12 protein-coding genes are annotated in these 14466 nt (G+C 75.0%); 9 read left to right on the forward strand and 3 right to left on the reverse strand.

The features are described from left to right. The first annotated feature begins 3 nt into the window (after positions 1-3). From ACFVVX_RS00105 to ACFVVX_RS00130, 6 genes are all read left to right on the forward strand, one after another. Positions 4-1017 (forward strand): RimK family alpha-L-glutamate ligase, encoded by a 1014-nt coding sequence (locus ACFVVX_RS00105; RefSeq protein WP_387939628.1) that lies wholly within the window; start codon positions 4-6, stop codon positions 1015-1017. Further along, entirely contained in the window at positions 1014-1916 is a 903-nt protein-coding gene (locus ACFVVX_RS00110) for a RimK family alpha-L-glutamate ligase (RefSeq protein WP_387939630.1), read from the forward strand. The genes ACFVVX_RS00105 and ACFVVX_RS00110 overlap by 4 nt, the downstream gene beginning before the upstream one ends. Positions 1917-1966: 50 nt before the next feature. Further along, positions 1967-2797, forward strand: coding sequence for a putative RNA methyltransferase (locus ACFVVX_RS00115; RefSeq protein ID WP_387939632.1), 831 nt, complete (start codon positions 1967-1969; stop codon positions 2795-2797). 408 nt (positions 2798-3205) lie between these two features. After that, entirely contained in the window at positions 3206-4510 is a 1305-nt protein-coding gene (locus tag ACFVVX_RS00120) for an AAA family ATPase (protein ID WP_387939634.1), read from the forward strand. 89 nt (positions 4511-4599) lie between these two features. Next, positions 4600-4944: a nucleotide pyrophosphohydrolase gene (locus ACFVVX_RS00125; protein ID WP_387940619.1), complete on the forward strand. Its 345-nt coding sequence runs from the start codon at positions 4600-4602 to the stop codon at positions 4942-4944. A 165-nt stretch (positions 4945-5109) separates the two neighbouring features. Then, complete coding sequence (locus tag ACFVVX_RS00130; RefSeq protein ID WP_387939636.1) at positions 5110-5916, forward strand: DUF6099 family protein; 807 nt, start codon at positions 5110-5112, stop codon at positions 5914-5916. Positions 5917-6600: 684 nt separating this feature from the next. Here the strand turns inward: ACFVVX_RS00130 and dapD are convergent. Then, a complete protein-coding gene (dapD, locus tag ACFVVX_RS00135; RefSeq protein ID WP_387939638.1) occupies positions 6601-7590 on the reverse strand; it encodes a 2,3,4,5-tetrahydropyridine-2,6-dicarboxylate N-succinyltransferase in 990 nt (329 codons plus the stop codon). Positions 7591-7776: 186 nt separating this feature from the next. Between dapD and ACFVVX_RS00140 the strand changes: the two genes are divergently transcribed. The 3 genes from ACFVVX_RS00140 to argF all read left to right on the forward strand — a co-directional run bounded on the left by ACFVVX_RS00140 (position 7777) and on the right by argF (position 13335). Next, on the forward strand, positions 7777-9438 hold the full coding sequence (locus tag ACFVVX_RS00140) for a 3' terminal RNA ribose 2'-O-methyltransferase Hen1 (protein ID WP_387939640.1): 1662 nt from the start codon (positions 7777-7779) through the stop codon (positions 9436-9438). Next, entirely contained in the window at positions 9435-12149 is a 2715-nt protein-coding gene (locus ACFVVX_RS00145) for a polynucleotide kinase-phosphatase (RefSeq protein ID WP_387939642.1), read from the forward strand. The genes ACFVVX_RS00140 and ACFVVX_RS00145 overlap by 4 nt, the downstream gene beginning before the upstream one ends. Before the next feature lie 184 nt (positions 12150-12333). After that, on the forward strand, positions 12334-13335 hold the full coding sequence (gene argF / locus ACFVVX_RS00150) for an ornithine carbamoyltransferase (RefSeq protein ID WP_387939644.1): 1002 nt from the start codon (positions 12334-12336) through the stop codon (positions 13333-13335). 7 nt (positions 13336-13342) lie between these two features. On the opposite strand, the gene ACFVVX_RS00155 is transcribed toward argF, so the two are convergent. Both ACFVVX_RS00155 and ACFVVX_RS00160 read right to left on the reverse strand, forming a co-directional pair. Next, positions 13343-13903: a superoxide dismutase family protein gene (locus ACFVVX_RS00155; protein ID WP_387939646.1), complete on the reverse strand. Its 561-nt coding sequence runs from the start codon at positions 13901-13903 to the stop codon at positions 13343-13345. A 136-nt stretch (positions 13904-14039) separates the two neighbouring features. Then, positions 14040-14447, reverse strand: a complete 408-nt coding sequence (locus ACFVVX_RS00160) for a type II toxin-antitoxin system VapC family toxin (RefSeq protein ID WP_387939648.1) — start codon at positions 14445-14447, stop codon at positions 14040-14042. Positions 14448-14466: the final 19 nt, after the last annotated feature.

Here is a 14466-nt window from a genome sequence, read left to right on the forward strand (position 1 = left end):
CTCATGAGGCTCTGCTTTCTGGTCGAGGAGCACTACCGGCACGACGGCATGCCGCTCGACGTCGTACGCCAGCTCACCGCGTGGGGGCACCGGGTGGACGTCCTGCGCCCCGGCAACTCGCTGATGGCGATCTCCGAGGCGGTCCGGGCGGGCAGCCACGACGCCTGGGTGCTCAAGACCGTCTCCGGCGGGCCGGGCCTGACCCTGCTGGAGGCGGCCGCCGCCGTCGGCCTCACCACCGTCAACGACGTCCGCTCGATCCGCGGCGTCCGGGACAAGGCGCTCGCCTCGGTGATCGCCCGCACCCGCGGCCTGCCCGTCCCGGTGACCTACGCGGCCGCCCGCTGGGAGCGGCTCGCGGAGATCCCCCGGTCCGAGTACCCGCTGGTGGTCAAGCCCGCCGACGGCAGCTCCGGCCGGGCGGTACGGCTGGTGCCGACCCCCGAGCACCTCGCCGAACTCGGCCCCGAACTGGCCGGCGAGGGCCTGCTCATCGCCCAGCCGTACGTGCCCAACTCCGGCACCGACCTCAAGGTGTACTGCGTCGACGGCGAGCTGTACGCGACCGAGCGCTGCTCGCCGCTGCACCCCGGACAGGGCGTGCGCGAGCGGCAGGTCCCGCTGCCCGCCGAGGTGGCGCGGATCGCCGGCCAGGTGGGGGAGGTGTTCGGCCTCGACCTGTACGGCGTGGACGTGCTGCTCGGCCCGGATGGCCCGGTCGTGGTCGACATCAACGACTTCCCGAGCTTCCGGAAGGTGCCGGACGCGGTCGCCCGGGTCTCCCGGGCGGTGCTGCGGCTGGCCCGGACCGGGACGGCGGTCTCGGCACCGGCGTCCGTGCCGGCCTCCGCCGCGGAAGCCGTCCGACTGCCGGCCCAGGGGTCGGTCGTCGGCCTGGCCGCCCCGCTGGGCGCCCCCGCGTACGGCGATGCGGCCCCGGTGGGCGGCGCGGCGTACGGCGGCCTGGGCGTCGGTGGCCTTGGCATCGGTGGCCTGGGCGTCGGCGGCTCGATATGAGGATCTGCCTCCTCACCCCCGACCCCGGGCACCCGCTGCTGGCCGCCACCGCCGAACTGCTGGCGCCGGACCACCGGGTGGAGAGCCTCGACCCCACCGCCGGCCACGCCCCGCCCGCCGAACTGCTCGGCCCCGGCCCGCTCGCCGACGTCTACCTCCTCAAGGCCCGGACCCCGCGGGCCCTCGCGCTCGCCCGCCACCTGGAGGAGTGCGGCGCCCCCGTGGTCAACTCCGCCGCCGCGACCGGGTTCTGCCAGGACCGCACCGGGATGGCCGAACTGGCCCGGGCGGCCGGACTGCCGTTCGCCGCCACCCGCACCGCGGCCACCCTCGCCCAACTGCCCGACCCGGACTTCCCGTTGGTCGTCAAGAGTCGCTACAGCCGCCGCCACGACCTGGTCGCCCGGGTCGACGACGCCGCGCAGCTGCACGCCCTCGCCGAACAGTGGCCCGACGAGCCGGTGATCGCCCAGCCCTACCTCGCCAACACCGGTTGGGACCAGAAGCTGTGGGTGATCGCCGGGCAGGTGTTCTGCGCCCGCCGCCGCTCCGAACTCGCCGCGGCCGCCGTCGCCCCGGCCCCGGGCGCCGACGCGTTCGGCCCCCGGGAGCTGCCCGCCGAGCGGGCCGACCTGGCCCTGCGGGTCGGCGAGGTCTTCGGCCTCGACGTGTACGGCGTCGACCTGCTGGACGGGCCCGCCGAACCGGTGATCGTCGATGTCAACGCCTTCCCCGGAATCCGCGGACAGGCGGGCGCCCCCGAGGCCCTGGCCGCACTCGCGCTGTACGCGGCCCACCACGGCCCCGCTCCCCGCGTGCCCGCCGCTCTCCGGGTGCCCGGCGCTCTCCGGGTGACCGGCGCTCCCCGGGTGCCCGGCCAGCGGAGCGCCGGTCGTTAGGCTTGCCCTTCCGGCCGCCGCCCCGGCCGGGATCGCGAGAGAGACGGACCGTGCTGCAGGACATCGAGCCCTACCTGGCGTGCCCGCACTGCGCGCAGGCCCTCACCCCCGACGGGCGCACCCTGCGCTGCCCGTCCGGCCACAGCTTCGACATCGCCAGACAGGGCTACGTCAGCCTGCTCGCCGGTGACGCGCACACCGGCACCGGCGACACCGCCGAGATGGTGGCCGCCCGCGGCGACTTCCTCGCCGCCGGGCACTACCGCCCGATCGCCGAGGCCCTCGCCGACGCCGCCGGGGCCGCCGACCCCGAAGGCCTGGTCGCCGACCTCGGCGCCGGCACCGGCCACTACCTGGCGCACGTCCTCGACGCCCTGCCCGGCCGGCCCGGCGCCGCCCTGGACATCTCCAAGTTCGCGCTGCGCCGCGCCGCCCGGGCCCACCCCCGGATCGGCGCCGTGGTCTGCGACGCCTGGCGCCCGCTGCCGCTGCGGGACGCCTCCGCCGGGCTGATGCTCAACGTCTTCGCGCCGCGCAACGGCCCGGAGATCCGCCGGGTGCTGCGGCCCGGGGGGACTCTGCTGCTGGTCTCGCCGACCCCTCGCCACCTGCGGGAACTCGTCGACGCGCTGGGCCTGCTCTCGGTGGACGAGGACAAACAGCGGCGGATCGACGAGAAGCTCGGCCCGTACCTGACGCCGGTCGGGCGGCGGGAGGTCGAGTTCCCGCTGCGGCTGTCGGCGGCCGACGTCCGGACCGTGGTGGGGATGGGCCCCAGCGCCTGGCACACCGACCCGGTCCGGTTGGAGGAACGGCTCGGGGCGCTGCCCGACCCGGTGGGGGTGACGGCCTCGGTGACGGTCGCCGAGTACCGCCGCTGACGCCGAGTACCGCCGCTGAATACCGCCATCGAGTACCGCCGCTGAGGGGAGCGGGGAGGCGCGGAGTGGGGCGGGCCGGGGCGGGTGTGACAGGTGGGGCTCAGGTGACTTTGACGGGTCGTCCGGGCCATGGACCTCGTTGGGATGAATCTGCTGAGCAGGCACGTTTCTGCCTCCTGAGCTGCGGCTAACGTCCGACGGGTGAACCGAGAAGCCGCCCGGCCCACCCTCCCGGCCCACCCCGACCCGCGTCCCCCGGGACGGGGCGAGCAGCCCCTCCGGAGACCGGGTGAGCAGCCCGCACGGGGCGGCCAGCCCGTGCAGCGGGAGTCGGCCGTTCAGCGGGAGTCGGCCGTCCAGCACGAGGCGGCTGTGCAGCGCGAAGCCGGCCTGCAGCGCGGGGAGCCCGTGAAGCGCCCCACCGTCGAGGAGATCCGGCTCACCTCGTTCAAGTCCTACCGGCGCGCGGTCCTGCCGCTCGCGCCCCTCACCGTGCTGCACGGCCCTGCCGGGGTCGGCAAGTCCAACGCCCTCGACGCGCTGGCCGTCCTCTCCCGCCTCGCCCTCGGCGAGGAGATCGCCGACTCCCTCGACGGAGTGCCCGGACTGACCGGCCCGCTGGCCACCCCCGTCCGCGGCGGCCTGGCCGGCTGCGTCCCGCACGGCCGCAACGCGATGATCCTCGGCTGCACCGTCCGCTCCGGCGAGGGGCCGATCCGGCTGGAACTGGTGATCCGCACGGACGGCCCGGTCCGGATCGCCCGCGAGTGGCTCACCCTCGACGGACGGACCCTGGTCGAGACCGGCGAACAGGACGTCCGGCACCGCCGGATCAACGTCACCTGGCACAACGACACCCGCCAGGGCGACATCCGGGCGCCCTTCCCCAGCGGCGGCCTGGTCACCGCGCAGATCCCGCTGCGGGTGGCCGGTTCCTCGACCGGCGAACGCACGGTGCTGGCCGCCGCCGAACAACTGCTCACCGCGCTGCGCGAGGTCTTCCCCGTCCACCCCGTGCCCGCCCTGATGCGGGACTGGGCCCGGCCCGACCCGCAGGCCCGACTGGTCAGCAGTGCCGCCAACATCTCCGCCGTGATCGCCCGCCTCGCCGGCGAGTGCGCCCGCCGCTACGGCCAGCTCCTGCGGGTCGTCCAGTCGGCCGCGCCGCACCCGCTGCTCGGGCTCGACCTCGCCCGCCGGGGCGACGGAGCCCAGGAACGGGTCCTGGCCGTGTTCGACGAGGGCGTGCTCGGCCGCACCGGCGCCGACCAGGCCTCCGACGGCATGCTGCGCCACCTCGCGTTCGCCGCGGTGCTGCTCACCGGTGCCGGGGTGCTCGACGTGGACGCGGCCGCCGAGGTGCCCTGGGCGCACCGGCAGCTCACCGTGCTCGCCGAGGACCTCGGCGCCGGGCTCGGCACCGAGCAGGCCGCCTCGCTGCTGCGGCTGGCGCGCGAGATGTCCGGGCGCAACCAGCTGAGGGTCCTGGCGGCGCTCCAGGAGCCGGCCGCGGCCCGTGAGGCGCTCGGCGGGCCGGGGGAGCTGCCGCCGGGGGTGGCGCTGGTCGAGTGCCGGCGCGATCCCGGGTCCGGGCACACCGTGCTGCGGACCGAGACGGCCCGGGTGCCGGCGCAGGCGGTGCGCGGGGCGGGCGGCGCGGGGGAGGGGGAGGGCGCGGGCCCGGGCGCGGATGAGGTAGACCTGGACGGATGAGCGAACGAGTGACGGAGCCGTCGGCCGCAGGGGCGCTGCCGGGGGAGGGCGCGCGGTCGGGGGAGGCTGCGGGACCCACGTTGGAGAGCCTGCGGGAGCGGTTGGCGCAGTTCGCCGCCGCCCGGGACTGGGGGCCCTTCCACACGCCGAAGAACCTGGCCGCGGCGCTGAGCGTGGAGGCCGGCGAACTGCTGGAGATCTTCCAGTGGCTCACACCCGAGCAGGCCGCCTCGGTGATGTCCGATCCGGACAGCGCACACCGGGTGCGCGACGAGGTGGCCGACGTACTCGCGTACTTGGTGCAGTTCTGCACGGCGGTGGGCGTGGACCCCCTGGCGGCGCTGGCGGCCAAGATCGAGCGGAACGAACTGCGCTTCCCGGTGCCCGGAGCCGCGCGTGACGTCAAGCCTGACGTGGGTGATCAACCCGTGTGAGGGACGGAAGTTATCCACACCCCGGGGGTTGTCCACAGCTTCTGACGAGGCGGCTGCGCCGATCCCGGCCTCCGTGCACGCTTTCGCCGTGACCACCCGACCGCGACACCCGCGGTCGTGCGGTGGTCGCGGTCGGAGTGTTCACGAGCGAAAGGGGTGGCGGCCATGGAGGCGCTGCGACTGATCAAGACGGCCCGGCACGCCCTGGCCGAGGCCAGGAACGTCCCGGACGTGGTGGCCGAGGCGCGGCAGGCCGCGCTGCTCACCGAGGCGGTGGGCGCCCGGCTGGCCGAGCTGGACGACGGGGAGCTGACCGGGCTCGGCCAGCAGCTGTCCGAGGCGGGCGGCCACGCGGCGGGGTGCCTGGACCAGCCGTCGGCCGAGCCGGGCGCCGCGCTCGGCCTGGGCGGTCGGCGGGCCGACCGGCTCGGCGAGCTCGGTGCGCTCGACCCGATGCTGGCAGAGCTCGGCGGACTGCTGCGGGACGTCGCCGAGACGCTGGTGGTGCTGGCGTGTGGGGCGGAGACGGAGAGCCTGTACTGGACGTGCATCGACGGGGTCGACGCGGGTGCCGAGTGCCAGGCGCTGGTCGCCCGGCTGCACCAGGCCGTGCGGGGGGAGGCGGAGGAGTGCGACCGGACTCCGGCGGAGCCCGCGATGGCCGACCCTCCGCCGCCGGTGCCTCAGCCGTCTGTACCTCAGCCGTCGGAGCGGGAGACGCCGTTACTGGTGCTGAGGCTTGACCCGCCGTCCGCCCAGGCGTCCGCGCCGCCGGGGCCCCGGACGCCGGACGACTGCAGCTCCGCGAGGTCCGCGGTCACCGAGGCGAGCAGTTCCTGCAGCTGCTCCAGCAGGCTCTTCGGAGTGGCCGGCGCCGCCGACGCGTCGACGGCCGGATGCTGTGGCGCGACGGATGCCGCGGACCAGGCTTCGGACATGAGGGAACCTCTTCGGATCGGTGGTGCGGTGTGAAACGGCTGGCGGCGGCTCGGCGCGTGGACTTCGCCGCCGGGGCAGGAGCCCTCGCCCTTGCAACCAACGAACCGCCCGATACCGGGTCACCGGCCACCACCCGATGCGGTCCAACTCCGTTGGGAGGTAAGCCTCCCGGGTGACCTTGGCTTGCCGCCCGCGGGCCGCCTCGGCTAGGACCCGTCCGGTCGATCGGGCGGGCAGGTCCAGGGCGGGCAGGTCCAGGGCGGGCAGGTCCAGGGCGGGCAGGTCCCTTGGCGGGCAGGCCCCTTTGCCGGCAGGTCTCGGGCGGGAAGGTCCCGGGCGGGCCGGAGGGGAGCTGTGCCCGGGGAGAAACGCGGTCTGCGCGTGGTGTCCTCGGTGATGAGCGCTCACCGCCGAGGGCGTCACGGGAGGTCGGCCGCTGGCGGCTGCGCGAGTGGCAGGCGTCGCCCGGTGGGCCCGCGAGTGGCGGGAGTGCGCCCGGCTGCCCGGTGCCGGGGCTGCCCTGGCACCGGGCAGCCACCCCGGGGACGGGTTCCGGAGTTCAGGGGCGAGGGAGGGCGGGGAGGGGTGGGGGAGGGGCCCCGAAGAAGAGCAACCGAGAAGAACAACCGCGGGGAAGACAACCGCCAGGGAAACCCGAAGGCCCCCGGCACCGCAGCAGCGGCGCCGGGGGCCCGAGACCCCGGAAGAGGGAGGAGGTCAGTTGTGGGCGTGCAGCTCGGCGTTCAGGCCGCCCCAGGAGCCGGAGCGGGCGATGACCTCGACGGCGCCGGTCTGGGAGTTGCGGCGGAACAGCAGGTTGTCCTGGCCGGACAGCTCGACCGCCTTGGCCACCTTGCCGTCCGGGGTGGTCACCCGGGTGCCGGCGGTGACGTAGAGGCCGGCCTCGACCACGCAGTCGCTGCCCAGCGAGATGCCGATACCCGCGTTGGCACCGAGCAGGCAGCGCTCGCCGACCGCGACGACCTGCTTGCCGCCGCCGGACAGGGTGCCCATGATCGAGGCGCCGCCGCCGATGTCGCTGTGGTCGCCGACCACGACGCCCGCGCTGATCCGGCCCTCGACCATGGAGGTGCCCAGGGTGCCGGCGTTGAAGTTGACGAAGCCCTCGTGCATCACGGTGGTGCCGGCGGCCAGGTGGGCGCCGAGCCGGACGCGGTCCGCGTGGGCGATGCGCACGCCCGACGGCGCGACGTAGTCGGTCATCCGCGGGAACTTGTCGATCCCGTAGACGGCGAGCTGGCCGCCCTGGGCGCGGACGGCGAGACGGGCCTGCTCGACCTTGTCCACCTGCACCGGGCCGATGCTGGTCCACGCCACGTTGGCGAGCAGACCGAAGAGGCCGTCCAGGTTCTGGCCGTGCGGCTTCACCAGGCGGTGGCTCAGCAGGTGCAGCCGCAGGTAGGCGTCGTGCGCGTCGATCGGCTTCTCGTCCAGCGAGGCGATGGTGGTGCGCACGGCGACCACCTCGACGCCGCGGCGTGCGTCGGCGCGCAGCGCCTCGGCCGCGCCGGCGCCCAGTTCGGCCTCGGCCTGCTCGGTGGTCAGGCGGACGGTGCCGGCCGGGCCGGGCGCGGCGGCCAGCGCGGGGGCGGGGTACCAGGTGTCGAGGACGGTGCCGTCGGCGGCGATGGTGGCCAGACCGGCGGCGACGGCGCCGCTTGCGAGGGAGGTGGATTCAGCAGTCACATCGTGCACGTTAACGAATACGGGCGGCCGGTGCCGAACACGCTCACCGTGCGGACACGGCCGGGCCGCGGTGGCGCGGGGCGACGGCCGGGGTCGCGGGCGGTGTCGGGACGGCCGTCGGGGAGATGCCCGGGCAGGGGTAAAACCCGGTGCTCAGGGGGTGGATGCTCGGCAATACTCGGACGGGTGTTCATCTCGATCTCCACCACGGGCACGGCCGAGAGCCCTGCCACCGACCTCGGCTTCCTGCTGCACAAACACCCGGACAAGGTCCAACGGTTCGGCACGTCGCACGGCGAGGCCCACGTCTTCTACCCCGCTGCGGGCGACGAGCTCTGCACGGCGGCCCTGCTCCTGGACATCGACCCGATCGCACTGGTCCGCCGGGGCCGGGGCAAGGGCCGCGGCGGCTCGCCCGACTTCGCGCTCGCCCAGTACGTCAACGACCGCCCCTACGCGGCGTCCTCGCTGCTCGCGGTGGCGCTGCGGACGGTGTTCCGGTCGGCGATGAAGGGTGTCTGCGAGGGGCGGCCCGGTCTGGCCGAGCAGGCCCGGCCGCTGCGGATCTCGCTGCCCGCCGTGCCCGCGAACGGCGCGGGCGAGGGCGGCGGCACCGCGATGGTCCGCCGGCTGTTCGAGCCGCTGGGCTGGCAGGTCGAGGCGACGGCGATCCCCCTGGACGAGGCCTTCCCCGAGTGGGGCGAGTCGCGCTACGTCCGGATCGAGCTGACCGCGGCGACGCTGCGCCTGGCCGACGCGCTCCAGCAGCTGTACGTGCTGCTGCCGGTGCTCGACGGCGCCAAGCACTACTGGGTCGCCCCGGACGAGGTGGACAAGCTGCTCGCGGCCGGGCAGGGCTGGCTCGCCGACCACCCCGAGCAGGCGCTGATCGCGCGCCGCTACCTGTCCCGGCGCTGGGCGCTCACCCGACGGGCGATCGAGCGCCTGGAGCTGGCCCGGCTGGCGGAGGCCGACGACCGCGAGGTCGAGGAGATCGACAACGCGGTCGACGACACGGCCGAGGCCGAGGCCGGCGAAGCCGGGCAGCCGGTGCCGGCGGCCGCTGGCGAGGCCGCCGCGGGAGTGGCCGCCACGGGAGCCGCAGTCGCAGGAGAAGCGCTCGCGGAGAACGGCGCGGAGAAGAACGTCCCGCTCGCGGAGCAGCGCAGGGCGGCGATCCTCGACGCCCTGCGCGAGGTCGGGGCGGCCCGGGTGGCCGACCTCGGCTGCGGGCAGGGCGAGCTGATCGGAGCACTCCTCAAGGACCCCCGGTTCACCGAGGTGCTGGGCGTGGACGTGTCGGCGCGGGCGCTGTCGGCGGCCGCGCGCAGGCTGCGGCTGGAGCGGATGTCGGAGCGCCAGGCGGCCCGGGTCGAGCTGGTCCAGGGGGCCCTGACGTACACCGACGCACGGCTGAAGGGCTTTGACGCGGCGGTGCTCTGCGAGGTCATCGAGCATGTCGACCTGCCCCGGCTGCCCGCCCTGGAGTACGCCGTCCTCGGCGTCGCGCGCCCGGCGGCGGTCGTCGTGACCACGCCGAACGTCGAGTACAACGTCCGCTGGGAGAGCCTGCCGGCCGGTCATGTCCGGCACGCCGACCACCGGTTCGAGTGGGACCGCGCGCAGTTCCGGTCCTGGGCCGAGCGGGTGGCGGCGGTGTACGGCTACACCGTCGTCCTGCGCCCTGTCGGGCCGGAGGATCCCGAGGTGGGCGCACCGACCCAGCTCGCGCTGTTCCGGATCGGGACACCGCCCGAGCCGACGACCACGGCCGCGACGAACGCGACCACGACCACCACCGTGAGCACCACCGCCACCACCACGCCCGAAGGGGGCGAGACCCGATGACCGACGACGCACAGCCCCTGCAGCCGACCGAGCCCGCGCCGACCGAGGCCGCGCCCATCGAGCCCGCGCCCGCCGAGGCCGCGCCGACCGAGGCCGGGCTCACCCCCGCCGAGGCCGCGCCCATCGAGGCCGAGCCCACCCCCGGCAAGCCCCGCCGCCTCCCGGTCACCGACGTCTCCCTCGTCGTCCTGATCGGCACCAGCGGCGCGGGCAAGTCCAGCTTCGCCCGCAAGCACTTCCTGCCCACCCAGGTGATCTCCTCCGACTTCTGCCGGGGCCTGGTGGCCGACGACGAGAACGACCAGTCGGCCTCCACCGAGGCCTTCGCGCTGCTGCACCACATCGTCGGCATGCGCCTGGCCGCCGGCCGGCTGACCGTGGTGGACGCCACCAACGTCCAGCCGGAGGCCCGCAAGCAGCTCGTCCGGATCGCCCGCGACCACGACGTGCTGCCGATCGCGATCGTGCTGGACGTCCCGCCGGGCGTCTGCGCCGAGCGCAACCGGACCCGCCCCGACCGCCAGCTGCCGCCGCACGTGATCCCCCGCCAGCACCGGGAGCTGCGCCGCTCGCTGCGCGGCCTGGAGCGCGAGGGCTTCCGCAAGGTGCACGTCCTGCGCGGCGAGGCGGAGGTGACGGCCGCCGAGATCGTGCCGGAGAAGCGGTTCAACGACCTGCGCCACCTGACCGGCCCGTTCGACATCGTCGGTGACATCCACGGCTGCCGCTCCGAGCTGGAGACCCTGCTCACCCGCCTCGGCTACGGCCTGACCCGGGACGCCGAGGGCCGGGCGGTCGACGCCGCGCACCCGCAGGGCCGCACGGCCGTCTTCGTCGGCGACCTGGTCGACCGCGGTCCGGACACGCCCGGTGTGCTGCGCCTGGTGATGGGCATGGTCGCAGCCGGCCACGCCGTCTGCGTGCCGGGCAACCACGAGAACAAGCTCGGCCGGGCGATGGACGGCAGGAAGGTCACCGTCTCGCACGGTCTCCAGGAGTCGCTGGACCAGCTGGCGGGGGAGCCGGAGGAGTTCCGCGCCGAGGTCCGGGCGTTCATGCGCGGACTGGTCAGCCACTACCTGCTGGACGGCGGCGCCCTGGTGGTCTGCCACGCCGGCCTGCCGGAGAAGTACCACGGCCGGGCCTCCGGCCGGGTCCGCTCGCACGCGCTGTACGGCGACACCACCGGCGAGACCGACGAGTACGGCCTGCCGGTGCGCTACCCGTGGGCGGAGGAGTACCGGGGCAGGGCGCTGGTGGTCTACGGCCACACGCCGGTGCCGGTGGCGAGCTTCCTGAACAACACCATCTGCCTGGACACCGGCTGCGTCTTCGGCGGCAGCCTGACCGCCCTGCGCTACCCGGAGCGCGAGCTGGTGAGCGTCGAGGCGGAGCAGGAGTGGTACGCGCCGGTGCGCCCGATGACCACGGACGCGCCGGGCTCCCGCGAGGGCCGTCCGCTGGACCTCGCCGACGTGGCCGGCCGCCGGGTGGTCGAGACGGCGCTGCACGGGCGGGTGGCGGTCCGGGAGGAGAACGCGGCCGCCGCGCTGGAGGTGATGAGCCGGTTCGCGATCGACCCGCGACTGCTCGCCTACCTGCCGCCGACGATGGCGCCGAGCGCGACCTCGCGCCGTCCGGGCTACCTCGAACACCCCGAGGAGGCCTTCTTCGCCTACCGCGAGGACGGCGTGCGGCAGGTCCTCTGCGAGGAGAAGCACATGGGCTCCCGCGCGGTGGTGCTGGTCGCCCGGGGCGACGGGGCGCTGGAGAAGCGGTTCGGCATCGCCGGGCCGGGCGCGATCTGGACCAGGACGGGCCGGGCGTTCCTCGGCGACGACGCCCTCACCGCCGCGGTCCTGGACCGGCTGCGGGCCGCCGCCGAGCGGTCCGGGCTGTTCGAGGAGCTGGGCACCGGCTGGCTGCTGCTGGACGCCGAGCTGATGCCGTGGTCGCTGAAGGCCGCCGAGCTGCTGCGCCGCCAGTACGCGGCGGTCGGCGCGGCGGCGGGCGCCGCCCTGCCCGAGGTGCTGTCGGCGCTGGAGCAGGCGGCCGGCCGCGGGCTGGACCTCGCGGACCTGACCGCCCGCCAGCGGCAGCGCGCCGCCGACGCACAGGCCTTCACCGAGGCGTACCGGCGCTACTGCTGGCCGACCGAGGGGCTGTCCGGCATCCGTCTGGCGCCGTTCCAGGTGCTGGCCGCCGAGGGGGCGAACCTCGCGGTGCGCCCGCACGACGTGCACCTGGGGTGGATCGACCGGCTGGTCGCGGCGGACGATCCGCAGGCCCCGATCCTGCACGGCACCGGCCGGCTGCTGGTCGACACCGCCGACGAGGCGTCCATCGCGGCGGGCGTCGCCTGGTGGGAGGAGCTGACGGCGGCCGGCGGCGAGGGCATGGTGGTCAAGCCGCTCGCCTCGCTGGTCCGGGGCAAGGCCGGGGAGGGGCGGCCCGGCGGGCTGGTCCAGCCCGGGGTGAAGGTCCGCGGCCGGGAGTACCTGCGGATCATCTACGGTCCGGACTACACCGAGTACCTGGACCAGCTGCGCCAGCGCTTCCTCGGACACAAGCGCTCGCTGGCGCTGCGCGAGTACGCGCTCGGCCTGGAGGCGCTGGACCGCCTGGCGGCCGGCGAGCCGCTGTGGCGGGTGCACGAGCCGGTGTTCGCCGTGCTCGCGCTGGAGTCCGAGCCGGTCGACCCCCGGCTGTAGCGGCCCCGGCCGCCCGCCCCGCACACGGAGGGCGGCCCGGCCGCGCCCGGGAGGAACAGGCCCCGCAGTCGCCCTGCGGGGCCTGTTGGGTTCCCGTCTTCCCGATAGCTGCATAGAAATTCCGAGTGTCGTATACAATTGCCGCTTCAGTTCACGAACCCGCGTCACCACTCAGGAGCCCGGCATGGCTTTCAACCTCCGGAACAGGCACTTCCTCAAGGAGCTCGACTTCACGCCCCAGGAGTTCCGTTTCCTGGTGGACCTCGCCGCCGAGCTCAAGGCGGCGAAGTACGCGGGCACCGAGCAGCCCCGGCTACGGGGAAAGAACATCGCGCTGATCTTCGAGAAGACCTCCACCCGGACGCGTTGCGCCTTCGAGGTCGCCGCCCACGACCAGGGCGCCGCCACCACCTACCTCGACCCGTCGGGCTCGCAGATCGGCCACAAGGAGTCGATCAAGGACACCGCGCGGGTGCTGGGCCGGATGTTCGACGGTATCGAGTACCGGGGCCACGGCCAGGAGGTGGTCGAGGAGCTGGCCGCGTACGCGGGCGTCCCGGTCTGGAACGGCCTCACCGAGGAGTGGCACCCGACCCAGCTGCTCGCCGACGTGCTGACGATCAAGGAGCACACCGCCAAGCCGCTCGACGAGGTGACCCTCGTCTACCTCGGCGACGCCCGCTTCAACATGGGCAACTCCCTGCTCGTCACCGGCGCGCTGCTCGGGATGGACGTCCGGATCGTCGCGCCCCGCTCGCTCTGGCCCGCCGAGGAGGTCCGCAAGGCCGCCGAGGCGCTCGCCGGGACCACCGGCGCCCGGATCACCCTCACCGAGGACGTCGACGAGGGCGTGGCCGGCGCGGACTTCCTCTACACCGACGTCTGGGTCTCGATGGGCGAGCCCAAGGAGGTCTGGGCCGAGCGGATCGCGCTGCTCAGGCCCTACCAGGTCTCGATGGACACGGTCCGGGCCACCGGCAACCCGGCCGTGCGGTTCCTGCACTGCCTGCCGGCCTTCCACGACCTCGGCACGGTGGTCGGCCGGCAGATGCACGAGCTGACCGGGATGACCGAGCTGGAGTGCACCGACGAGCTCTTCGAGTCGGAGCACTCCATCGTGTTCGACCAGGCGGAGAACCGCCTGCACACCATCAAGGCCGTCCTGGTCGCCACCCTCGGGTCGTAGCCGGGGCCTACTCGGAGAGGTTCACGCAGGCCACCCGATCGCCCGCGGCGTGCGGGCCGGCCGGGGTGCCCGCGTGCAGCACCAGCGAACGGGCCTCGCCCGGCCGGGGCTGCCAGGCCACCGAGGCCCCCGTCGTACCGTCGCCCCGCCCGTCCGTCCGCAGCGCCAGCCGCAGCTCGTTGCGGTCGTTGGCGTACGCCGGGTCGGTGGACGGCCGCACCGGGTCCACGGCGTCCTGGTAGTGCGGACCGGAGGCGGCGGGATCGGCCCCGCACGGGCCGGTGTGCAGGTGGGCGGGGAACTCGTGCCCCGGCGCCAGGCCGGTCACGGACAGCGTCAGCACCGTCCGCCCGGCCGCCGAGCGGTCGACCACCACGCGGACGTGCGAGCCGTAGGGGACGAGGTCGGTCGCGTAGCTGACGGCGGTCGGCGGGACGAAGGCCGTCGCCGGGTCGAAGTCCGCCTCGACCACGGAGACCGGGGAGACCACCGAGACCGGGGAGGCCGGGGAGGCGGCGGGCGCCAGCAGGGCGAGCGGGAGCAGGGCGGCGGCGAACGGAGCGGGCATCGGGGGCCTTCCGGAGACGGTGGGGCGGACGCCGTGCTCAACGGCCGCCCGCACCGAACGGACACCCCCGCGGGCACCCGGAGCCCACCCGGTCCGCGCCCGTGCCCGGGCCCCGCCCCCGGCCCCGCCCCGCGCCTCAGTCGGCGGAGCGGCGGATCCCCCGGATCTCGCAGCGCGGTCCGCTGGCCCGCATCAGCCGCAGGTCCGCCGTCACCAGCGGCACCCCGTACTGCTCGGCCACGGCGACGTACGCGGCGTCGTCCGGGGTGAGGTTGTCCTTCAGCTCCCAGATCCGGCCGAGCAGCGGGGCGATCTCGACCTTCCGGACGGCCAGCCCGGGCAGCTCGGCCGCGAGCTCGCCGACCCGCTCGGCGGTGAGCTCCTTCGCGAGGTAGAGGCCGCGCAGCGACTGCATCACCTCGATCACGACGTGCTCGGGGGCCACCCACTCGCCGCCCGCCGCGAGTTCGGCCCGGGCCGCGATCCCCCGCTCGCCCTCGTCCGCCAGCGCCAGTACCAGCGCGGACGCGTCCACCACGATCATCAGTCGGCCCCCGGCCTCG

The organism is Kitasatospora sp. NPDC058170 (assembly GCF_042883905.1).
Classification (GTDB): domain Bacteria; phylum Actinomycetota; class Actinomycetes; order Streptomycetales; family Streptomycetaceae; genus Kitasatospora.

What these genes read in the sequence shown, in the direction of transcription:
- ACFVVX_RS00105 (WP_387939628.1), top strand. Translation starts at nt 4, where the DNA reads ATGAGGCTCTGCTTTCTGGTCGAGGAGCACTACCGGCACGACGGCATG.
- ACFVVX_RS00110 (WP_387939630.1), top strand. Translation starts at nt 1,014, where the DNA reads ATGAGGATCTGCCTCCTCACCCCCGACCCCGGGCACCCGCTGCTGGCC.
- ACFVVX_RS00130 (WP_387939636.1), top strand. Translation starts at nt 5,110, where the DNA reads ATGGAGGCGCTGCGACTGATCAAGACGGCCCGGCACGCCCTGGCCGAG.
- ACFVVX_RS00145 (WP_387939642.1), top strand. Translation starts at nt 9,435, where the DNA reads ATGACCGACGACGCACAGCCCCTGCAGCCGACCGAGCCCGCGCCGACC.
- argF (WP_387939644.1), top strand. Translation starts at nt 12,334, where the DNA reads ATGGCTTTCAACCTCCGGAACAGGCACTTCCTCAAGGAGCTCGACTTC.
- ACFVVX_RS00155 (WP_387939646.1), bottom strand. Translation starts at nt 13,903, where the DNA reads ATGCCCGCTCCGTTCGCCGCCGCCCTGCTCCCGCTCGCCCTGCTGGCG.
- ACFVVX_RS00160 (WP_387939648.1), bottom strand. Translation starts at nt 14,447, where the DNA reads ATGATCGTGGTGGACGCGTCCGCGCTGGTACTGGCGCTGGCGGACGAG.